Raw genomic sequence first — 22,286 nt, 5'->3', positions numbered from 1 at the left:
ACAAATGACGAGAAAAACGGCTGAAGTACAAAAAGGCGGCGGCTTCTTAATAGAGGAAGTCACATATGATCAGATGTATACACCGGAGGATTTCACCGACGAGCATAAAATGATTGCGAAAACAACGGAGGATTACATTGAACAAGACGTTCTGCCGCATATAGATGAAATTGAGAACCATCAATTTGAACATTCCGTCCGGCTTTTGAAGAAAGCGGGAGAACTCGGCCTTCTCGGTGCCGATGTTCCCGAGGAATACGGCGGGCTGGGCCTTGATAAAATCAGCTCGGCGCTGATCACTGAAAAATTTTCGCGGGCGGGAAGCTTTTCACTTTCTTACGGTGCGCATGTCGGTATCGGTTCTTTGCCGATCGTCTTCTTTGGAACGGAAGAACAAAAGAAAAAATATCTCCCTGATTTGGCTTCAGGGGAAAAAATCGCTGCGTACGCACTGACTGAGCCAGGTTCCGGATCTGATGCGTTAGGCGCAAAAACGACCGCGGTGCTGAATGAAGCAGGAACACATTACGTATTAACCGGGGAAAAACAGTGGATTACCAACTCAGCCTTTGCCGATGTCTTTGTCGTTTACGCAAAAGTGGATGGCGAAAAGTTCTCTGCTTTTATTGTAGAAAAAGATTTTCCTGGCGTATCAACCGGACCTGAAGAAAAGAAAATGGGAATTAAAGGTTCATCGACGAGAACCCTCATTTTAGATCAGGCTGAGGTGCCGAAGGAAAACCTTCTTGGAGAAATCGGCAAAGGGCATGTTATCGCCTTTAATATTTTAAATATCGGCCGCTACAAGCTGGCAGTAGGAACGATCGGCGCGTCAAAACGGGTGATCGAGCTGTCCGCCGCTTACGCAAATCAGCGCCGCCAATTTAAAACGCCGATCGCAGGCTTTTCGCTGACACAGGAAAAAATCGCGACGATGGCCTCAAGGCTGTACGCAATGGAAAGCTCCGTGTACAGAACCGTCGGGCTGTTTGAAGACAATATGAGTCAGTTCACAGCTGAAGACCAAAAGGATGGAAGGCAAATAGCAAAGTCCATTGCCGAATACGCCATTGAATGCTCTCTCAACAAAGTGTTTGGCTCTGAAACGCTTGATTATATTGTTGATGAAGGTGTGCAAATTCACGGCGGCTACGGATTTATGCAGGAGTATGAAGTGGAAAGAGCCTATCGGGATTCCAGGATCAACCGGATTTTCGAAGGAACCAATGAAATTAACCGGTTAATCGTGCCAAGCACCTTCCTGAAGAAAGCAATGAAAGGCGAGCTGCCTCTTTTTGAAAAAGCACAGGCGCTTCAAGAAGAACTCATGATGCTCATGCCTGAGGAGCCCGGCACTGGCGTATTAGAGCAAGAGAAATATATCGTCAAGCAAGCCAAAAAAATCGCCCTGTTCGCCGCGGGTCTAGCTGCGCAAAAATACGGAAAAGCGATCGATCGGGAACAAGAAATCCTCGTAAACGTTGCTGATATTGTCAGTAATGTATATGCAATGGAATCAGCGGTGCTCAGAACGGAAAAGGCGATTGCCGCGCAAGGAAGCGATAAAGCAGCGCAAAAGCTGCTGTACACAGAAATTTTCGTTCAAGAAGCCTTCAATGAAATTGAAGCCCATGCGAGAGAATCTTTACTTGCAATGGAAGAAGGAGATTCTCTCCGTATGATGCTCTCGGCCCTCCGCAAGCTGACACGCGTGACGCCTAAAAATGTCATTCGGAAAAAACGTGAAGCGGCAGCGGGTGTGTTCGAGGCTGAAAAATATATTGTCTGAGTCCCAAGGAGCTCCGTACATCCGGAGCTCTTTTTTTATGAAGCACTGTTTTAGGTTTTTAAAACAAACTGTGTTAAAATAACCTCGATTATTTTATTGAGGGGGGAAGAAGATGTCGTTAACTTTTTACTGGTACCCTAAATGCGGAACGTGCCGCAAAGCGAAAAAATGGCTTGAAGAGCATGGAAAAGAAATCAACGAAATACATATTGCAGAGCAGCCTCCAAGCAAAGAGGAGCTAAAATCGCTTTATGAAAAAAGCGGGCTGGATGTAAAGAAATTTTTCAACACAAGCGGCATGAAATACCGTGAACTGAATCTGAAGGAAAAGCTGTATCACATGTCAGAGGACGAACAGCTTGAACTGCTGGCTTCAGACGGAATGCTGATTAAGCGTCCACTCACAACAGACGGCGAAAAAGTGACAGTCGGCTTTAAAGAAGATCAATTTGAAGAAAACTGGTCATAATGTAAATTTTTTTTGAAAAGTGTGGTATCTTCTTATTATAGTGCTGTAAAAAATGGAGGGATTCAATTGAGCATACCTAAAGATTTGCGTTACTCAGAAGAACACGAGTGGGTAAAAGTTGAAGGAGAAAAAGCCAAAATCGGCATTACCCATTTTGCCCAGTCCGAGCTCGGTGACATCGTGTTTGTTGAGCTTCCTGAAGTCGGCGCTGAAATCAAAGCGGACGAGCCTTTCGGAAGTGTTGAATCCGTAAAAACGGTATCTGAGCTTTACGCACCGATTAACGGAACTGTAGTGGAAGTAAACGAGGATCTTGATGACAGCCCGGAATTCGTCAACGAATCTCCGTATGAAAAAGCATGGATGATTGTCGTTGAACCGTCTGACGCGTCTGAAATTGAAAAACTAATGACAGCAGAGCAATACGAAGAGATGACACAACAAGACTAAAACTGGATAGCTGAGCAGGCAATTGGATACGCTAACGCTATGGGAGGTGTCCAATATGGCTTTCAGCAAACAAAAGCTCGATGTCACCAATGATGTGACAGGCCGCTTTCAAAATGGCCGGCTCTCGTTATATCATGAAGATGAGATGATCGGCCAAATGACAGGCATGAATGAATATGAGCTAAAGTCCGGCTTTACCTATGAAAATGAAAAATTTTATAAGACAGCCGACGTGGTTTCAGGAGACGATCAGAAATATGTTGATTGTGACTACGAAAGCGGCTGGTGTTGATGTTGGCGGTGAATTTCACTGCCTTCTTTTACAATCTGAACGTTTCAAATTCGACGCGGCAGGTGAAGCAGATGAACAAGGACGAACTGGAAAAAGTCATGATTGTTGAAGGGAAATCAGATAAAGAAAAGATCGAAAGCGTCCTGAATGAGCCAGTGCGCATTATCTGCACAAACGGAACAATCAGCCAGCTGAAGCTGGAGGAATTGGCAGACGAGCTTTACGAGAAGGACGTCTATATTTTGGTTGATGCCGATGAATCAGGCGAGAAATTGAGAAAACAGCTGAAAAGGGAATTTAATAAAGCCTACCATTTATATATCGACAGAGCCTATAAGGAAGTGGAGGCGGCGCCCAGACACCATATAGCATCTGTATTACTGAGCGCGAATCTGAATGTCCATACGAATTTTCTTGAAAGAAAGACCTGAGGTGTTATAGCGTGAAAGAACTCCAAGAACAAGAGCTTGAACACATTACTGATGATGTGTATCTCCTATATTTATATACTCCGTTTTGCGGTACCTGCCAGCTGGCAAGCAAAATGCTGACGGTCGTCGAAGACATGCTCCCGTCTGTCGCCTTCTATAAAAATAATCTCAACTATTCTCCGGTGTTTGCTAAAGCATATCAAATTGAAAGCGTCCCTTGTTTTCTGCTGTTTAAGGACGGAAAAGTAATTGAAAGAGGGTATGCGTTTCATTCCGTTTCTTATTTATATGAGCTGATCAAACAAAAATCATCTTCTGCATCTCATTTATGACATTTTTCTCGGCGCATTCCAATGAATTTGTCGTTCGTTTTATAAAGGGGTTCTTGCGCTGAAGAGAGAAATGTGTATGTATGACCAACAAACTAGGAGGTTGTACAAATGGAGAAAGCGGAAGTTTTAGAAGATGATTTACAGCATCTGTTTTTAAAACCCCTTTTGAACGCTTCGACATTGCTCATTACCTTCCAAGGAGAAACAGAAGCCTTAACCGTCTCAATAAACGAACAGGGAGAAATGACAAAAATTTCTCCGCCCCAAACGTCCAACCTGACCTTTTATGGAAACCAAACAGAAATCATTCATCTTTTGCATGGAGACATTTCCCTTCAGCACCTGATCCAGAGCGGAAGCCTAAAGGTAAAGGGTTCATTCAGAGCGCTGTTAAAGCTGGAAGCCATTCTTTGGCTGACAAACGGTTTTTTTCAGAGGATTTTAAAGAATTAAAAAATAGCAAATTATTATAATAGTAAAAGTTTACATCATTTATTTTATTGACATTTTATGATTCGCCATGCTATTCTACATTAAGAATTTCCGGACGAAAAAGACTATATATTTCTCTTATCAAGAGAGGTGGAGGGAAGTGCCCTATGAAGCCCGGCAACCATCAACATTGTTGAAATGGTGCCAATTCACACGAAGCGTTAAGCTTTGAAAGATGAGAGAAAGGCGTTTTATATAAGCCTTTCTGCTCAAGTGTGCAGAAAGGCTTTTCTTTTGCAGAAAAAACCGGAAGATTTCTTAGAATAGTGTTAAGGCAGGTGATCGCTTTGATCAATCTTCAGGATGTTTCAAAAGTGTATAAGTCGAAACATGGAGATGTCAATGCTGTCCAAAATGTCTCGCTTTCCATTAAAAAAGGTGAGATTTTTGGAATTATAGGATATAGCGGAGCTGGTAAAAGTTCCTTAATCCGTCTGCTGAACGGACTTGAGAAACCAAGCTCAGGAATCGTGGAAGTGGCGGGAACGAAGATTAATGAAGTAAACGGACGCAATTTAAGAAAAGCGCGCCATGACATCAGTATGATTTTCCAGCACTTCAATTTGCTCTGGTCGCGAACTGTCAGAGATAACATCATGTTTCCTTTAGAAATTGCCGGGGTGAAAAAAAGCGAGCGGATTAAGCGTGCCAATGAACTGATTAAACTGGTAGGTTTAGAAGGAAAAGAGAAATCTTACCCGTCTCAGCTGAGCGGCGGACAAAAGCAGAGGGTCGGAATCGCCAGAGCGCTCGCAAACAATCCGAAGGTTCTCCTTTGTGATGAAGCGACATCAGCTTTAGATCCGCAAACAACCGATTCAATCTTGGATCTTTTGTCCGATATTAATGAAAGACTCGGTTTGACGATTGTGCTGATCACACACGAAATGCACGTCATCCGCAAAATCTGCAACAGAGTCGCTGTTATGGAAAACGGAAAGGTTGTTGAAGAAGGAGAAGTTCTCGATGTCTTCAAGAATCCAAAGGAAGACATGACAAAACGGTTTGTTCAGCAGGTGACTGAGCCTGAAGAAACAAAAGAAACGCTTCAGCATCTTCTTGACGAAAAAGCGTCAGGAACAACGGTTCAGCTCACATTTGTCGGTGATTCAGCTGAACAGCCTCTGATTACAGAGATGATCAGAAACTTCAATGTCAGCGTCAATATTCTGCAGGGGAAAATCTCGCAGACGAAGGACGGGGCATACGGTTCATTGTTTATCCATATTGACGGTGACGAGGAAGAAGTGCAAAACGTGATCCGGTTTATTAATGACAAACAGGTGAAAGCAGAGGTGATCACGAATGTTTGAAAAATACTTCCCGAACGTTGATGTAACTGAATTATGGAACGCGACATACGAAACGCTTTATATGACGCTGATCTCCTTGGTTTTTGCCTTTGTCATCGGGGTGATCCTCGGCCTGCTGCTCTTTCTTACAAGCAAAGGGAGCCTCTGGCAGAACAAAGCAGTCAACACTGTAATTGCGGCTATTGTCAATGTATTCAGGTCTATTCCGTTCCTCATTTTAATTATTTTATTACTAGGTTTTACGAAGTTTTTAGTCGGCACCATCTTAGGGCCGAACGCGGCACTGCCGGCGTTAGTCATCGGCTCAGCCCCGTTTTACGCGCGGCTCGCTGAAATTGCGCTGCGTGAGGTAGATAAGGGTGTCATCGAAGCTGCGAAATCAATGGGAGCCAAAACATCAACCATTATTTTCAAAGTGCTGCTCCCGGAATCCATGCCGGCCCTTATTTCTGGGATCACGGTTACGGCCATTGCTTTGATCGGCTCAACAGCCATTGCGGGCGCCATCGGTTCAGGAGGACTTGGAAACCTTGCATATGTAGAAGGATATCAGTCTAATAATACTGATGTTACCTTCGTTGCTACTGTATTTATTTTAATCATCGTTTTCATTATTCAAATGATCGGTGATGTCATAACAAATATAATAGACAAACGATAAGGGAGGATTTACATTGAAAAAGCTATTTTTGGGTGCATTACTACTTGTATTTGCAGGAGTTATGGCTGCCTGCGGTTCTAATAACGCTGAATCCGGCAAGAAAGAAATTGTTGTTGCAGCTACAAAAACACCGCATGCAGAAATTTTAAAAGAAGCTGAACCATTGTTAAAAGAAAAAGGCTACACACTGAAAGTGAAAGTGCTTAGTGATTACAAAATGTACAACAAAGCCTTAGCTGATAAAGAAGTGGATGCAAACTTCTTCCAGCACATTCCTTACCTTGAGCAAGAAATGAAAGAAAACAAAGATTATAAACTTGTGAATGCCGGTGCGATTCACTTAGAGCCATTCGGTATTTATTCTAAAAAATATAAATCATTAAAAGAGCTTCCCGACGGTGCGACAATTATCCTGACAAATAACGTTGCTGAACAAGGCCGTATGCTTGCAATGCTTGAGAATGCAGGATTAATTACACTTGACTCCAAAGTGGAGACAGTCGATGCAACACTGAAAGACATTAAGAAAAACCCGAAACACCTTCAGTTCAAAAAAGTAGCGCCTGAATTAACGGCAAAAGCATATGAAAACAAAGAAGGAGACGCGGCCTTCATCAATGTGAACTACGCGATCCAAAATAAATTAAATCCTAAAAAAGACGCGATTGAAGTGGAATCAACAAAAGATAACCCTTACGCCAATATCATTGCAGTGAGAGATGGCGAAGAGGATTCTGCAAAAATCAAAGCGCTGATGGAAGTTCTTCACTCTAAAAAGATTAAAGACTTCATCGAGAAGAAATATGACGGAGCTGTTCTCCCAGTCTCTGAATAAGAATGAAACCCCGGATGAGAAATCCGGGGTTTTTTTCGGGTATTTTCCTAAAAGCTGTTCATAATAAAAAGGAATGTTAAACAGATGGAGGGATTTTCTTTGAATCAAGACAGAGGAAGCATGCAGGACGCGCTAAAACAGTATAAATTAGGTTTAGGCACATTTGAACAAAAGATGCCGCTAATGGGAAGAAAGTTTAACGAGTTTACTGAACAATGCTTTGCCGGCAATTCTCTGACTGAAAGAGAAAAACAGCTGATCGCCCTCGGAATCGCCATCAATGCTCAGGATGAATATTGCATGATCTATCACACAAAAGGCTGTCTTGATGAGGGAGCGACAGAAGAAAACATTCTCGAAGCAGTCAGTGTGGCAGCGGCGTTCGGAGGCGGAGCTGCTCTAAGCCAAGGTGTGACAGTTGTCCAGCAGTGCATAGAGGAATTTGGAAACACTACGCATTAGAAGAAGGAATATTCCGAAAAACGATTCTCATTTTAACTCAAAGGGTCCTTTCGTCTCATCCGATGTTATATCAAGCCATATCCATTTTGCAGCATCGGTCTTGGAGCTGATACAATAGCAGTAAATAAATGAAGGGATTGATTCATTATTTGCAGCAGCCAGGACAGACTGGACCTCGATTATACGTCAGAAATGGAAAAAGCGATGCAGCTGTCTCATGGAATCGGATACGAGGAATACGGACGCCGGCTGGATACAAGAATGGAAGTTGAGCGGCAGAGAGAGCTTGAATATAAAAAATGCAAGCGGTATTCTGCAGAGCTTAATGAGAAAATCGGTCTTTAAAAAAAGGGTGGGAATCCACTCTTTTTCTTTTTCAATTGCTTTAATAAAGTGCTGAACTTTGTTAAACTTGAGAAATGTGCAAGGCACGATAAAAAGTTGTATTTACTTTTCATTTGTTATAAAATTAGAATGAGAATAAAATGAGAATAATGATTATATATTTTTGGAGGTATAGATATGGCTGCTTCAACATTAACGATCAAAGATCTTCACGTTGAAATCGAAGGGAAAGAGATCTTAAAAGGTGTAAACCTTGAAATAAAAGGCGGAGAGTTCCACGCGGTAATGGGACCGAACGGTACTGGTAAATCAACTCTGTCAGCTGCCATTATGGGGCATCCTAAATATGAAGTAACAAAAGGCAGCATCACGCTTGACGGCAAAGATGTACTGGAGATGGAAGTGGACGAGCGTGCGCAGGCAGGTTTGTTCCTTGCAATGCAGTACCCAAGTGAAATCAGCGGTGTGACAAATGCCGACTTCCTTCGTTCTGCGATCAACGCGCGCAGAGAAGAAGGCGATGAAATTTCTCTTATGAAATTCATCCGCAAAATGGACGAAAACATGGAATTCTTAGAAATGGACCCTGAAATGGCTCAGCGCTACCTCAACGAAGGCTTCTCAGGCGGGGAGAAAAAACGCAACGAAATTCTTCAATTAATGATGATTGAACCGAAAATCGCCATCCTTGATGAAATCGACTCAGGTCTTGATATTGACGCTCTGAAAGTTGTATCAAAAGGAATCAACAAAATGCGAAGCGAAAGCTTCGGCTGCCTGATGATCACTCACTATCAGCGCCTGTTAAACTACATCACTCCTGATGTTGTTCACGTTATGATGCAAGGCCGCGTTGTAAAATCCGGCGGTGCAGAGCTTGCACAGCGTCTTGAAGCAGAAGGTTATGACTGGATCAAAAAAGAACTTGGCATTGAAGACGAAACTGTAGGCCAAGAAGCGTAAGCGTTAGGGGGATTAATATGACACTAGATACAAAACTATCCGTAGATCAGGAGTATCTCAAAAGCTTTTCCGAAAAGCATCAAGAACCTGCCTGGCTGAAAAACCTGCGCTTACAGGCTCTTGAACAAGCTGAGGATCTGCCGATGCCGAAGCCTGACAAAACAAAAATTACAAACTGGAACTTCACGAACTTCGCGAAGCATACAGTTGATAATGAGCCGCTTTCTTCATTAGAGGATTTGACTGATGAAGCAAAAGCGCTGATCGATGTTGAAAACGAAGATAAAACGTTATATGTTCAGCGTGATCAGACGCCTGCATTCATTTCTCTTTCTCAGGAATTGAAAGACAAAGGCGTCATCTTTACTGATATTTTGACTGCTGCACGCGAGCACAGCGACTTAGTGGAGAAATACTTTATGAAAGACGGCGTGAAGGTTGATGAGCATAAATTAACCGCACTTCACGCAGCTCTTGTGAACGGAGGGGCATTCCTATATGTTCCGAAAAATGTTCAGGTGGAGACGCCGGTTCAGGCTGTTTATGTCCACGAGAGCAACGATACAGCTCTATTCAACCACGTATTGATTGTGGCGGAAGACCATAGCTCAGTAACGTATGTAGAAAACTACATCAGCACGGTTAACCCGAAAGATGCTGTATTCAATATTATCAGTGAGGTTATCACAGGTGATAATGCCAGTGTGACATACGGTGCGGTGGATACTCTGTCTTCTGGCGTGACAACTTATGTCAACCGCCGCGGTGCTGCGCGCGGACGCGACAGCAAAATCGAGTGGGCACTCGGCCTCATGAACGATGGCGACACCATTTCCGAAAACACAACAAACCTTTACGGTGACGGCACTTACGGCGACACGAAAACGGTTGTTGTCGGAAGAGGAGAGCAAACAGAAAACTTTACGACACAAATCATCCATTTCGGTAAAGCTTCTGAAGGATATATCTTGAAGCACGGTGTGATGAAGGATTCCGCTTCTTCTATCTTTAACGGAATCGGCAAAATCGAACATGGCGCTTCTAAAGCGAATGCGGAACAGGAATCCCGTGTGCTGATGCTCAGCGAAAAAGCGCGCGGAGACGCAAACCCTATTCTTTTAATTGACGAAGACGATGTAACGGCAGGACATGCGGCATCTGTCGGCCGTGTGGACCCTATTCAGCTTTACTACCTGATGAGCCGCGGTATTTCGAAAGAAGAAGCAGAACGCTTAGTCATCTACGGATTCCTTGCGCCGGTAGTTAACGAACTTCCGATTGAAGGCGTTAAGAAACAATTGGTTTCTGTTATCGAAAGGAAAGTGAAGTAATGAATATCACAGATATTCGTGAACAGTTCCCGATCCTTCATCAGCAAGTGAACGGACATGATCTCGTTTATCTCGACAGCGCGGCGACTTCCCAGAAGCCGCGTGCTGTCATTGAAACACTGGATAAGTATTATAACCAATACAATTCCAATGTTCACCGGGGCGTCCATACGCTTGGAACCAGAGCGACAGACGGTTATGAAGGAGCGCGTGAAAAAGTCCGCAAGTTTATTAACGCGAAGTCAATGGCTGAGATTATTTTCACAAAAGGCACGACCACATCACTGAACATGGTGGCGATAAGCTATGCACGCGCCAACCTCAAACCGGGTGATGAAGTGGTCATCACCTATATGGAGCATCATGCGAATATCATTCCGTGGCAGCAGGCTGTCAAAGCGACTGGCGCTACATTAAAATATATTCCGCTGCAGGAAGACGGCACGATTTCATTAGATGATGTCAGAGCAACGGTCACAAGCAATACAAAGATTGTTGCGGTATCTCATGTGTCTAACGTTCTCGGCACGGTCAACCCGATAAAAGAAATGGCGAAAATCGCTCATGACAATGGGGCAGTCATTGTGGTGGACGGTGCACAAAGTGCGCCTCACATGAAAATTGACGTGCAGGATCTCGATTGCGACTTCTTTGCACTTTCTTCCCACAAAATGTGCGGCCCTACCGGAGTAGGTGTGCTGTACGGAAAGAGAGCCCTGCTGGAAAACATGGAGCCTGCCGAATTCGGCGGTGAAATGATCGACTTTGTCGGGCTTTATGAATCAACTTGGAAAGAGCTTCCGTGGAAATTCGAAGCGGGTACTCCGATTATTGCTGGAGCAATCGGTCTTGGTGCCGCCATTGATTTTCTTGAAGAAATCGGCCTTGATGAGATTTCCCGCCACGAGCACAAGCTTGCAGCTTATGCGCTTGAACGCTTCCGTCAGCTTGACGGCGTGACGGTTTACGGACCGGAAGAGCGTGCCGGGCTGATCACATTTAATCTTGATGACGTTCATCCGCACGATGTGGCAACCGTACTTGATGCGGAAGGGATCGCTGTCAGAGCCGGTCACCATTGCGCCCAGCCGCTGATGAAATGGCTGGATGTAACTGCTACTGCGAGAGCAAGCTTTTATCTGTATAATACAGAGGAAGAGATTGATAAGCTTGTGGAAGCTCTTCAAAAGACAAAGGAGTATTTTACAAATGTCTTTTAATGCAAACTTAGATACATTGTACAGACAAGTGATTATGGATCATTACAAAAACCCGCGCAACAAAGGGGTTTTGAATGACAGCATCGTCGTGGATATGAACAATCCGACATGCGGCGACCGTATCAGACTGACAATGAAGCTTGACGGAGACATCGTGGAAGATGCGAAATTTGAAGGGGAAGGCTGTTCCATTTCAATGGCATCCGCTTCGATGATGACTCAGGCGATTAAAGGGAAAGATATTGAAACAGCCCTTTCCATGTCTAAGATTTTCTCAGATATGATGCAAGGGAAAGAATACGATGATTCTATAGATTTGGGTGATATTGAAGCCCTTCAAGGCGTTTCAAAATTCCCGGCCCGTATTAAATGTGCAACCCTGTCATGGAAGGCACTTGAAAAAGGAGTCGCTAAAGAAGAGGGCGGCAATTAAAAGGATTGGAGTGAAAATGGATGGCTAAAAAAATGCCTGATATTGGTGAATACAAATATGGTTTTCACGACAAGGACGTTTCCATTTTCCGTTCAGAGCGCGGATTGACAAAAGAAATCGTAGAAGAAATTTCTCGCATGAAAGAAGAGCCTCAATGGATGCTTGATTTCCGCTTGAAATCACTTGAACATTTCTACAACATGCCAATGCCACAATGGGGCGGAGATCTAAACTCACTGAACTTTGACGAAATTACGTACTACGTAAAACCGTCTGAGCGTTCAGAGCGTTCTTGGGATGAAGTTCCTGAAGAAATTAAGCAAACATTCGACAAGCTCGGGATTCCTGAAGCTGAACAAAAATACCTTGCGGGTGTTTCTGCTCAGTACGAATCTGAGGTTGTATACCACAACATGAAGGAAGATCTTGAAGCGCAAGGCATCGTCTTTAAAGACACAGACAGCGCGCTGAAAGAAAATGAAGACATTTTCCGAGAGCACTGGGCAAAAGTGATTCCGCCGACTGATAACAAGTTTGCGGCGCTGAACTCAGCTGTTTGGTCCGGCGGATCTTTCATCTACGTGCCAAAAGGCGTAAAGGTTGAAACACCGCTTCAAGCTTACTTCCGTATCAACTCTGAAAACATGGGTCAGTTCGAACGTACGCTGATCATCGTTGACGAAGAAGCAAGCGTGCATTACGTTGAGGGATGTACTGCGCCTGTTTACACAACAAACTCACTTCACAGTGCGGTTGTTGAGATTATCGTGAAAAAAGGCGGCTACTGCCGTTATACAACGATCCAAAACTGGGCGAACAACGTTTACAACCTAGTAACGAAGCGTACAGTATGTGAAGAAAACGCCACGATGGAATGGATCGACGGCAACATCGGTTCTAAACTGACAATGAAATATCCTGCTTGTATCCTAAAAGGCGAAGGCGCGCGCGGTATGACGCTTTCTATCGCTCTTGCAGGTAAAGGCCAGCATCAGGATGCGGGTGCGAAAATGATTCACCTTGCACCAAACACATCATCCACAATCGTATCAAAATCGATTTCAAAACAAGGCGGAAAAGTAACGTACCGCGGAATCGTCCACTTCGGACGCAAAGCGGAAGGCGCCCGTTCCAACATCGAGTGCGATACGCTCATTATGGATAACAAATCTACTTCAGACACAATTCCTTACAATGAAATCTTAAATGATAACATTTCATTAGAGCACGAAGCGAAAGTGTCTAAAGTATCTGAAGAGCAGCTCTTCTACTTGATGAGCCGCGGTATTTCCGAAGAAGAAGCGACTGAAATGATCGTAATGGGCTTCATTGAGCCATTCACAAAAGAGCTTCCAATGGAATACGCAGTTGAAATGAACCGTTTGATTAAGTTCGAAATGGAAGGTTCAATCGGTTAATATCGAGAAAACCTTTATATATTGCGGGTTTGAGGGATTTTATATCGTGCCAACTTGGTGGCGTGCCAAATTCGTGCCAAGTTGACCTTATCTTTTAGTGTAGGAGGCGAACTTTTGAAGTTCGTCTTCTTCTATTTTTTCTGTGATATCTAGATAAGTGTCCGCTGTTGTTTTGATGGTTTTATGCTCTAAGCGATGTGATTTTTAAAATTGCTTCAAGCTGAACAAAGTTTCATTCCTTTACATTTGCTTTTTTATCCTCAAGCCGATCTTTCACAACTTCATCAAAAAGCATATTGCGATCATTTATTGTTTGTCCATAATATTTTCTTTCTTCAACTTTTGCTGCTTCTATTGCTGCTTCCTTTTTTGTAAGGCTTACTAATTTTCCATCCTTGTGTATCCCTGCCTGCCATTTTCCACTGGCTAACTTTCTGGAGTTTGCCATGACGCCTTTTCCCCTTTCAATCCTTTAAAGCAATTTCGATAAGGCCCCTAATTTTGATTTTTCTTCTGTTGTCAGAAGCCTGTCCTTAAAAAATAGTGAATTATTAGAATCTAATAAATGATCAAGTTTCAATCGTTCGTCTCTAACTCGTAGCATAACCGTTGTTCAAACTTTTCAGGAAATTTCTGTATATGCTCAATAATATCTTCTGTTTTTTCACCGTTATATTTAAATTCATATATCCTGCTGCTTTCATCAAACCCTCTTATGGAACTTCTAAGCTTTTTTAATACTTCAATTGATGGTTAATCACGTTTTCCACCTTTTTATTAACACAAAACAGTCTAGGATATGATGTTAAACGACCTTATTATTCATTTTTATCCATATAATGGTGAAATCCAAAAAATACGGCTTGTTTTAGGTGAACAAAGCTACATCAATCATCAATAATTCAGTTTTAACAATCAGCACACCTGTCATGAGGAGACAGTCGTACTGCTGACGAAAATATGATAGTTGAACCCTTGGAATCGCTTATGGTGTGATTTCAAGGGTTTTGTTTGTTTTGTGGGATTTGAGATTAATCATGAGTAATTTGGTTTTAGCGGTTTGATGTCGTTTGTGGAAACAAAAATAACGTTGAATAGGGGATACATTTTTGCAATGATGGTTTAACAAGTTGGTGCGGAAGAGTGAAGAAACAAGGATTTAAAATAGTTTCAGCAGGCATTTCTGAAAGCGACAATGAAATATATAAATATTTCATATTATCGTTGACTAAGCAAACTCGATATGTTTTAATATGTAATATATAAATATTTCAAAAAATAATTTCTGTAATTAGGGGCGATTTATTTGGAGAAAAGAAAATTAAATGAATTCGTAACATTCGTTCCTGGTATTAATCCAACAAGAGCACAAAAGCAGTTTGAAACTCGAAAAATAAATTATTATGACCAAGCGTCTTTTGAAGCGGATTATAATCGTGAGGACGTAGCTGTTGAAGAAAAGGCAAAACCTTTATTTCAAAGTAACCTATCGTTAAATGAAGGTGATGTTGTTATCAGTAACTCATTGCAGCTAGCAACAATTGTCGGTGAAAATAATGTTAGTAAAGTGTTGTCCCTCAACTTTACAAAAATAGAGTTTAATAGCGAACAACTTGATAAGAGATATTTTCTTTACTTGTTTAATGCTCACAAAGATGTGAAGCGACAAAAAGAAAGGGAGTTACAGGGGAGTGGTCCTGTTCTAAGAATTCCGCTCCGTGCTCTTGGGGAAATTATCGTTCCAGTTGTTCCGATCGAGGAACAGAAGAAAATAGGCACTATATACGTAGAAACAATAAAGCTACAAAATAAGTTAAGCCAATATGCAGACTTGATTGGGCAGTTTACGAGCTCGGTAATAGAAGAAACATTAAAGGGGGAATCATAAAATGAAAAGTCAATCGGAATTAGCATTTGAAAATGAAGTCATCGATTATTTGACCAAAATCGGTGGAGTAAAACAATGGGAATACAAAAAAGACATCAAAACAACCGAACAGCTTTGGGATAACTTTAAAATGATCCTAGAACAAAACAATAGTGCTCGATTAGATGAACCTTTGTCTGTCACTGAATTTAATCAAGTGAAGAAAATCATCACGAGTATTGAATCACCTTATCAGGCTGGGCAATTTTTGTATGGTGTGAACGGTGTTTCTGAAATTGAAGTTGACCTTGACAATGGTAAGCATGTATTTTTGACCGTATTCGATCAAGCTCAAGTGGGTGGGGGGAATACTGTTTATCAAGTGGTGAATCAAATCAGACGGCCAAAAGTAGTTGACGGTAAGCCGAATCGCAGGTTTGATGTGACGTTGCTTATTAATGGTTTGCCGATTATTCAAATCGAATTAAAGAAAGCACTTCATAGCGCTACAGAATCTTTAAATCAGATGGAACAGTATATTGCTGAAAAACAATTAAGCGGTATCTTTTCTACTTTGCAGATTTTAATCGCGATGACACCCTTTGATATTCGTTATATGGCAAATACCCCACTCGAAAACTTTAACCGAGCTTTTGCTTTCAACTGGCAAAACGAAGATGATGCTCGCCCTATTCGATCATGGAAGGCGTTTGCGGATAAAGTGTTGTCCATTCCAATGGCTCATGATTTGGCAACACGCTACATGGTACTAGATGGTACAAAAAACAAAGAAAGTATCAAAGTCATGCGTCCTTATCAAGTCTATGCCACAAAGCGTGTACTTGATAAAGTTAGAAAGTTTGACTTTAGATATGATGATGGTAAATTAGGATATATTTGGCATACGACGGGCTCAGGTAAAACAATCACAAGTTTTAAGACAGCGTGGCTTGCAAGCCGTTTATCTAATGTAGATAAAGTGATCTTCTTGGTTGACCGGATCGCGCTTACCAACCAAACAGCTGATGCTTATAAAGCTTATGATCCTGTTGCTGGTTTTGAAGGAAAAACTGGTGTGGTGGGTGACACAGCCAATATCTCAGACCTTCATCGCAAACTAACGAAGAAAAGCGATAAGAACATCATTGTGACAAGTATCCAAAAAATGTCGCGTTATGTAGCGCGGGACAGCTTCAAGCCACTGAATGAAAATATTCTTTTTATCGTGGATGAAGCCCACCGATCAACTGGTAATGGTACCGAAAATGAAGGGATGCTTGAAACGATTCGAAAAGCAATTCCTAATTCTGCTTGGATTGGTTATACTGGTACACCAAAATTCCCCGAAACACGAGAAATCTTTGGTGAACTATTACATGCATATACCATTAAAGAAGCTATTGCGGATAAAAATGTATTAGGGTTTAACGTTGAATTTAAGGAAACGATCGAGGCTCCCGAAGATCCTACCGAAGAGGATATTGATGATAATATTCGTGGTAGTGTTTACGACTATAGTCCAGAACATGTGAAGTTAGTAGTGAAAGACATCTTTGATAATTGGAAGAAACGTTCAAATGATCGTAAGTATAATGCCTTGTTTACAGTCCACGTTGGTGGTAATAAAGCAAGTACACCAAGAGCGATGGAATATTTTGATAAGTTTGCTGAAGAAAATGCGAATCGTCCAGCAGATCAACGGTTAAAAATTGCAGTAAGTTTCTCAGCAGACACATCCAATAGTATTCATCAGCTGAAAACGAACGAAAACTTGCACAGAGCCATCAAAACCTATAACGCAATGTTTGGCACAGCTTTTGATATGACTACAGTTAAAGCCTACACAGAAGACTTAGCACGACGTTTGAACAAGACAGCTGATGATGGCAACTATTTAGATTTGGTCATTGTTGTGGATCAACTTTTGACTGGTTTTGATGCGCCTGAGATGAATACGCTCTATATTGATCGAACACTTAAAGGTGGGAACTTGATTCAGGCATACTCACGTACAAATCGAATACATAACGTTGTCGATAAACCTTGGGGAAATGTAGTGAACTATCGTTGGCCGGAGCAAAACGAGTATGAAATGAATAAGGCTTTTGCTATCTATTCAAATCGTGCATCTGCCGACGAACAGCTTTCACTTGAAGAATTGAAGAAAGGAAACGAAGAGTCTGGTATCACTTCTAAACCATTTAGTAAGGTCCAAGCTGAGATGCAAGAAGTCATCAAGAAGCTTTCCACGCTCACAGACGATTTTGTACAATTACCACCAAGTGAAAAAGCACAGGATGAAGTTTTTGAGAATCTGAAAGAGTATAATCGCTTATTGAGTCAGTTGAAACAATATACTGAAGACGATGATAAAAATCCTATTTCTGCCTATGATAATCCTGAAGAGTTCTATAAACGTCTAGGTATTACTGAAGAGCAGGAAGTTATTTTAACAACTGTAATCGCAGGTGAGTTGAAAGAACGACGTGCAAAGCGAGAAGACATTGATATTTCTCAAGTCAATCTTTCGATGGTTCATATTCACGATGTGACCATCAACTATGATTATTTGATTGATTTGATCGCCCGGATGGCTGACGAAATTCACGCAAACGAAATGTCGAAAGCGGAAAGTACACGTGATGAAATCCAAGTTGAAATCGCCAAGTCTGACAATGAAAAAGAAAAAACTAAGATGAGTAATTTTGTATCTAAGATTTTCTCGAAAGAGTTTGAATTTGATCATTATCCAGCACCTCGAAGTGTTGAAAAAATGAACCAAGCTATGGATAAAGCACAAAAGGATACGAATATCCAACTTGTAACGAACTTCATCCGTACTTGGGGACTTGATAACAGTACAAAACCTAAGGAACTTGAAAACTTGATTAAGAAACATCGATTAGGTCAAGAGGATATGGATAAACAAGGGGAGTTAACCGCGATAATAAATGATGCAAGAGCTGATTATAAAGAAATTGCAACTGAAAAGATTGCAGAATTAACTTGGGTACGATATCGCATTGAATTCCGTAAAGCATTTTACGAAATGGCCGACGAAATTAAGAAGGGTGAATAACCACTATATAAAATTATACAAACTAAAGAAGGAGAACAGAAATGAATTTATACACAGAACGTCATGGTTTAAGAAGACCCATTGCACGCACGAGTAAAATTTCAAAAGAAGTTTATACTTTGCTATTAAGTATATGTCAAAAATATTATAAGAATCTAACACATATTTACCAAATTCAAAAGCACTGTTCTATTGTGGATCAGTACTATATTGAATTTGACAGTAGTCAATTTGAAAATAGAATGGCAATAAAAATTCCTAATATTCTTAGAGATTATTATGGTCATATAGCGGCTCCACAACATAATGACGATTATGACCAATATTCATTAATCGACCTTATAGAATATGTTGCTAAAAATATAAAGGATATTTCAGAAGGATGGAATAATGATCATTACAAAAATTATTGGTATATTCGTTGTTTAGATACAACAAAAGTATTTGCTGATTATCGAAATGAAATAAACGAAATATTTCAAGAGTCTGGATTGTTGTTTACATTAACCAGCGGAAAACTTATTGAGCGTATAGTAGAAAACACCCCGCTTTCACCTGAAATTGAGTCACAGGTACAGCAAATTGCTGAATATGGGACAAGAGAATTGATGAAAGATGCAATTGCATTATACAAAACACCAAATCCAGAGGCTCGCCAAGATTCGGTGGAGAAAATATGGGATGCCTTTGAACGTCTGAAAACATATAATACCAATCTTGACAAGCGCAGCTCTGCAAACAAAGTGGTAAATGATATGAGCAATGGGCAGTCAGAATTTAGTGCTATTTTTGATGCTGAATTTAGGGCACTAACAGACATTGGTAATAGTTTTAGAATCCGTCATCATGAGACAAATAAAATTGATATTATAGATAATCGTCACTATGATTACTTCTTTAACCGTTGCTTGTCGTTAATTGCTTTAGCGATTCAGTATTTAAAATAAAAGGAGATTAGAAATGAGTGATAAAATAACAAATTCACCCCAAATCAGATTTGCAGGATTTACGGATGCTTGGGAACAATGTAAGTTAGGGGATTATATTATCCCTTATAATAAGGTAACGACTCAGAATAATCAGTATCCGGTTTTTACTTCTTCAAGAAAGGGGCTATTTTTCCAAAAGGACTACTACGATAATAATCAAATTGCCTCAGAGGATAATACTGGATATAACATTGTTCCTAGGGGTTATTTCACTTATCGCCATATGTCTGACGATTTAGTGTTTAAATTCAATATTAATCATTTGGCAGAAAACGGGATTGTTAGTACCCTTTATCCCGTTTTCACTACTACGGAAAGTCTAGATTCAAGATATCTTCAATATCAGTTAAACGAGGGTGAAGAATTTAAACGTTTTGCGATTCTTCAGAAACAAGGTGGATCACGAACGTATATGTATCTAAGTAAGTTGGAAAATATGACGTTAACTATGCCAAAACTTGATGAACAAATCAAAATCGGTAACTTTTTCAAACAACTAGATGACACTATCACCCTTCATCAGCGTACGTTGGAACTGCTGAAGGATACGAAAAAGAGTCTACTTCAAAAAATGTTTCCGAAAGATGGAGCCAATGTTCCTGAAATTCGCTTTGCAGGATTTACTGATCCTTGGGAACGGTGTGAGTTGGGGGAGATAACCTTAAAAATTGGAAGTGGAAAAACCCCAAAAGGTGGAAAATCTTCATACGTATTAGAAGGTATTCCGCTACTTAGATCCCAAAATGTCTACGATGATTTAATTGACTTAAATGATGTGGCATATATTACTCCTCAGACCGACGAAGAAATGAAAAATAGTCGAGTGGTTAAGAATGATGTACTGCTTAATATTACAGGCGCTTCGATTGGTAGAAGTGCAGTCTACCGCGATTCTAGCCCTGCAAATGTTAATCAGCACGTTTGTATCATTAGACCTGTAGAAGGTTATAGTTCAGATTTTATTCAATTAAATTTGACATCTCCTAATGGCCAACAACAGATTGATAATAATCAAGCAGGTAGTGGCCGTGAAGGATTAAACTTCCAACAAATTAGGAAGATGAGCTTTACATTTCCATCTATTGAAGAACAAGACCAAATCAGTGCAGTGTTCAAAAAACTCGATTACCTTATCACCCTTCATCAGCGTGAGTTAAATTCGCTTAAAAATTTGAAGAAATCACTACTTCAACAAATGTTTATATAAGAAAAGGAGATTACACAAATGAGTAATGCAGCAGATATTACATCAAAGCTATGGGGAATGGCTAACAAACTGCGTGGGACAATGGATGCAAGTGAGTACAAGAATTATATTTTGCCATTTATGTTCTATCGCTACTTATCAGAAAATCAAGATGAATACTTGAAAGTTAATGATTTGGAAGAGTTCTACGAAGTGACTGATGATACTGAAAAAGAAGATTATCTTGAGGAAATTAGTAAAGGCATCGGATATGCTATTGACCCAGCCTACACTTGGGACAAAATCGTATCAAAAATCGAAAATCACAAAATCAAAGCTAGTGACTTCCAAGATATGTTTGACTCATTCAATACAAATGCCAAACGTAATGCTGTCGCAGAAGCGGACTTTGCTAACGTATTTTCAGATGTTAACCTTGGGGACACACGTCTTGGTTCAAGTACAAACGAACGTGCAAAGGCTTTGAATGATATTGTGTTGATGATTAACGAGTTCACTTTCAAAGACGATTCAGGGCACGACATTTTAGGTGACGTTTATGAATATTTGATTGGGCAATTTGCTGCCAATGCTGGTAAAAAAGGCGGGGAATTTTATACACCTCATGAAGTTAGTCAAATCCTAGCAAAGATTGTGACGAATGATGCAGATGGATCTGACGGTCAATTCCGTGTTTATGACCCTACAATGGGATCAGGTTCACTTCTTCTAACAGTCCAAAAAGAATTGCCAAATGGTGATGAAGAAGGAAGCGTTGAGTTTTACGGCCAAGAGTTAAATATGACGACTTATAATTTAGCTCGCATGAACTTGATGATGCATGGGGTTAACTATCGCAATATGGAGTTGAAACGAGCAGACACACTTGATGCTGACTGGCCATTTGCTGAAAAAGATGGCACACAAATTCCTTTGAAGTTCGACGCCGTCGTATCAAATCCCCCATACTCTCATAAATGGGATACAAAAGATGTTGATCGAGAAAAAGATACACGTTTCAAGGGTTATGGTGTAGCACCTGCATCTAAGGCAGATTATGCTTTTGTACTGCATGGACTTTATCATTTAGATAAAACTGGAACAATGGCTATCGTATTGCCGCATGGGGTACTCTTCCGAGGTGCTTCTGAAGGTAAAATCCGCAAAAATATCATAGATAATAATCTATTAGATACTGTTATTGGATTGCCAGCTAACTTGTTTTATGGCACAAGCATCCCAACCTGTGTCTTGGTATTCAAAGGTCGTGAAGCTCGAAAGAGTAAAGATATTTTGTTTATCGATGCTTCAAATGAGTTTGTAAAAGGAAAGAACCAAAACAAACTCTCTCCTGAAAACATCGACAAAATTATTGAAACATACAGTAACCGAAAAGACGTTGAAAAATATGCTCATGTGGCATCTTTGAATGAAATCAAAGAAAATGATTACAATTTAAACATTCCACGTTATGTCGACACGTTTGAAGAAGAAGAAGTAATTCCACTTTCACAAGTGGCTCAAGAGTTGGCAGAAGTTAAAGCGGAAATTGCGAGTTCATATGATAATTTGTTTGGGCTATTGAATGAGCTGGAAGGGACAACAGATGAAGCCAAAGAAGAACTGAGTAAATTTATCAGTCTCTTAGGTAAATAATATTGTTAGAAAAGAGCTAAGGAGGATTTAAACCTTGACTCTTTTCACAAACACTTGGGAACAGCGTAAGTTGGGGGACTTAGCTGATATTGTATGCGGCTTCACACATGCCAAATTCGTGCCAATTTGATATTATAATCCATTTTAAACCATTTGGAAGAAATAGCTATATATCAAAGGTTTAAGCGGTTTTGGTGTAAATCAGTCCTTCCCATTTCGAGCAAATTTATATTAAGTTCGAAATGGAAGGTTCAATCGGTTAATTTTTATGCA

The 22,286-nt window shown here is 40.8% G+C and carries 23 protein-coding genes and 1 riboswitch; of the genes, 22 read left to right on the top strand and 1 reads right to left on the bottom strand.

Annotated features, from left to right (window positions below):
- Window positions 1-4: 4 nt before the first annotated feature.
- The 17 genes from fadE to sufB all read left to right on the top strand — a co-directional run bounded on the left by fadE (window position 5) and on the right by sufB (window position 13,236).
- Window positions 5-1,789, top strand: a complete 1,785-nt coding sequence (gene fadE, locus NST56_RS17545) for an acyl-CoA dehydrogenase FadE (RefSeq protein WP_268471549.1) — start codon at window positions 5-7, stop codon at window positions 1,787-1,789.
- A 112-nt stretch (window positions 1,790-1,901) separates the two neighbouring features.
- Window positions 1,902-2,258, top strand: coding sequence for an arsenate reductase family protein (locus tag NST56_RS17540; RefSeq protein ID WP_101864083.1), 357 nt, complete (start codon window positions 1,902-1,904; stop codon window positions 2,256-2,258).
- 66 nt (window positions 2,259-2,324) lie between these two features.
- The gene (gene gcvH / locus NST56_RS17535; protein ID WP_010331800.1) at window positions 2,325-2,708 is read left to right on the top strand and encodes a glycine cleavage system protein GcvH; all 384 of its coding nucleotides are present in this window, start codon (window positions 2,325-2,327) and stop codon (window positions 2,706-2,708) included.
- Window positions 2,709-2,763: 55 nt separating this feature from the next.
- The gene (locus NST56_RS17530; RefSeq protein WP_010331799.1) at window positions 2,764-3,000 is read left to right on the top strand and encodes a YusG family protein; all 237 of its coding nucleotides are present in this window, start codon (window positions 2,764-2,766) and stop codon (window positions 2,998-3,000) included.
- 71 nt (window positions 3,001-3,071) lie between these two features.
- Window positions 3,072-3,431, top strand: coding sequence for a toprim domain-containing protein (locus NST56_RS17525; RefSeq protein WP_339178084.1), 360 nt, complete (start codon window positions 3,072-3,074; stop codon window positions 3,429-3,431).
- An 11-nt stretch (window positions 3,432-3,442) separates the two neighbouring features.
- A complete protein-coding gene (locus tag NST56_RS17520) occupies window positions 3,443-3,763 on the top strand; it encodes a thioredoxin family protein (RefSeq protein ID WP_326332072.1) in 321 nt (106 codons plus the stop codon).
- A 108-nt stretch (window positions 3,764-3,871) separates the two neighbouring features.
- Window positions 3,872-4,216, top strand: coding sequence for an SCP2 sterol-binding domain-containing protein (locus NST56_RS17515; protein ID WP_010331795.1), 345 nt, complete (start codon window positions 3,872-3,874; stop codon window positions 4,214-4,216).
- A 114-nt stretch (window positions 4,217-4,330) separates the two neighbouring features.
- Window positions 4,331-4,437, top strand: a riboswitch (SAM riboswitch).
- A 105-nt stretch (window positions 4,438-4,542) separates the two neighbouring features.
- The gene (gene metN / locus NST56_RS17510) at window positions 4,543-5,568 is read left to right on the top strand and encodes a methionine ABC transporter ATP-binding protein MetN (RefSeq protein WP_168748695.1); all 1,026 of its coding nucleotides are present in this window, start codon (window positions 4,543-4,545) and stop codon (window positions 5,566-5,568) included.
- Window positions 5,561-6,229, top strand: a complete 669-nt coding sequence (metP, locus tag NST56_RS17505; protein WP_010331792.1) for a methionine ABC transporter permease MetP — start codon at window positions 5,561-5,563, stop codon at window positions 6,227-6,229. Before metN ends, metP begins: the two co-directional genes overlap by 8 nt.
- Before the next feature lie 13 nt (window positions 6,230-6,242).
- On the top strand, window positions 6,243-7,064 hold the full coding sequence (metQ, locus tag NST56_RS17500; protein WP_010331791.1) for a methionine ABC transporter substrate-binding lipoprotein MetQ: 822 nt from the start codon (window positions 6,243-6,245) through the stop codon (window positions 7,062-7,064).
- Window positions 7,065-7,148: 84 nt separating this feature from the next.
- Window positions 7,149-7,526 carry a carboxymuconolactone decarboxylase family protein gene (locus tag NST56_RS17495; protein WP_003222796.1) on the top strand — a complete coding sequence of 126 codons (378 nt, stop codon included), beginning with the start codon at window positions 7,149-7,151 and terminating at the stop codon, window positions 7,524-7,526.
- A 192-nt stretch (window positions 7,527-7,718) separates the two neighbouring features.
- Entirely contained in the window at window positions 7,719-7,871 is a 153-nt protein-coding gene (locus tag NST56_RS17490) for a hypothetical protein (protein ID WP_010331789.1), read from the top strand.
- 177 nt (window positions 7,872-8,048) lie between these two features.
- Window positions 8,049-8,834 carry a Fe-S cluster assembly ATPase SufC gene (gene sufC / locus NST56_RS17485; protein ID WP_010331788.1) on the top strand — a complete coding sequence of 262 codons (786 nt, stop codon included), beginning with the start codon at window positions 8,049-8,051 and terminating at the stop codon, window positions 8,832-8,834.
- A 17-nt stretch (window positions 8,835-8,851) separates the two neighbouring features.
- Window positions 8,852-10,165 (top strand): Fe-S cluster assembly protein SufD, encoded by a 1,314-nt coding sequence (sufD, locus tag NST56_RS17480; protein WP_326130183.1) that lies wholly within the window; start codon window positions 8,852-8,854, stop codon window positions 10,163-10,165.
- Window positions 10,165-11,385 (top strand): cysteine desulfurase SufS, encoded by a 1,221-nt coding sequence (gene sufS, locus NST56_RS17475; protein ID WP_168748693.1) that lies wholly within the window; start codon window positions 10,165-10,167, stop codon window positions 11,383-11,385. Before sufD ends, sufS begins: the two co-directional genes overlap by 1 nt.
- Window positions 11,375-11,818, top strand: a complete 444-nt coding sequence (sufU, locus tag NST56_RS17470; RefSeq protein WP_003222809.1) for a Fe-S cluster assembly sulfur transfer protein SufU — start codon at window positions 11,375-11,377, stop codon at window positions 11,816-11,818. Before sufS ends, sufU begins: the two co-directional genes overlap by 11 nt.
- Window positions 11,819-11,838: 20 nt before the next feature.
- Window positions 11,839-13,236: a Fe-S cluster assembly protein SufB gene (gene sufB / locus NST56_RS17465; protein ID WP_003228608.1), complete on the top strand. Its 1,398-nt coding sequence runs from the start codon at window positions 11,839-11,841 to the stop codon at window positions 13,234-13,236.
- Between the two features lie 232 nt (window positions 13,237-13,468).
- Here sufB and NST56_RS17460 read toward each other — a convergent pair whose 3' ends face one another.
- Window positions 13,469-13,684 carry a hypothetical protein gene (locus NST56_RS17460; RefSeq protein WP_268273437.1) on the bottom strand — a complete coding sequence of 72 codons (216 nt, stop codon included), beginning with the start codon at window positions 13,682-13,684 and terminating at the stop codon, window positions 13,469-13,471.
- A gap of 858 nt (window positions 13,685-14,542) precedes the next feature.
- On the opposite strand from NST56_RS17460, the gene NST56_RS17455 reads away from it, so the two are divergent.
- From NST56_RS17455 to NST56_RS17435, 5 genes are read left to right on the top strand one after another with little or no spacing between them, the layout of a single operon-like run.
- Window positions 14,543-15,124 carry a restriction endonuclease subunit S gene (locus NST56_RS17455; RefSeq protein WP_339178071.1) on the top strand — a complete coding sequence of 194 codons (582 nt, stop codon included), beginning with the start codon at window positions 14,543-14,545 and terminating at the stop codon, window positions 15,122-15,124.
- Between the two features lies 1 nt (window position 15,125).
- Window positions 15,126-18,182 carry an HsdR family type I site-specific deoxyribonuclease gene (locus tag NST56_RS17450; protein ID WP_339178068.1) on the top strand — a complete coding sequence of 1,019 codons (3,057 nt, stop codon included), beginning with the start codon at window positions 15,126-15,128 and terminating at the stop codon, window positions 18,180-18,182.
- A 41-nt stretch (window positions 18,183-18,223) separates the two neighbouring features.
- Window positions 18,224-19,129 (top strand): hypothetical protein, encoded by a 906-nt coding sequence (locus NST56_RS17445; protein WP_339178065.1) that lies wholly within the window; start codon window positions 18,224-18,226, stop codon window positions 19,127-19,129.
- A 13-nt stretch (window positions 19,130-19,142) separates the two neighbouring features.
- Window positions 19,143-20,378 carry a restriction endonuclease subunit S gene (locus NST56_RS17440; protein ID WP_339178062.1) on the top strand — a complete coding sequence of 412 codons (1,236 nt, stop codon included), beginning with the start codon at window positions 19,143-19,145 and terminating at the stop codon, window positions 20,376-20,378.
- A gap of 18 nt (window positions 20,379-20,396) precedes the next feature.
- Entirely contained in the window at window positions 20,397-22,013 is a 1,617-nt protein-coding gene (locus tag NST56_RS17435; protein ID WP_339178059.1) for a type I restriction-modification system subunit M, read from the top strand.
- Window positions 22,014-22,286 lie beyond the last annotated feature (273 nt).

Source organism: Bacillus sp. FSL R5-0560 (assembly GCF_037966305.1).
Lineage (GTDB): Bacteria > Bacillota > Bacilli > Bacillales > Bacillaceae > Bacillus > Bacillus mojavensis.
Note: the sequence above shows the minus strand (reverse complement) of the source record. Positions and strands in the feature narration are given on the sequence as shown.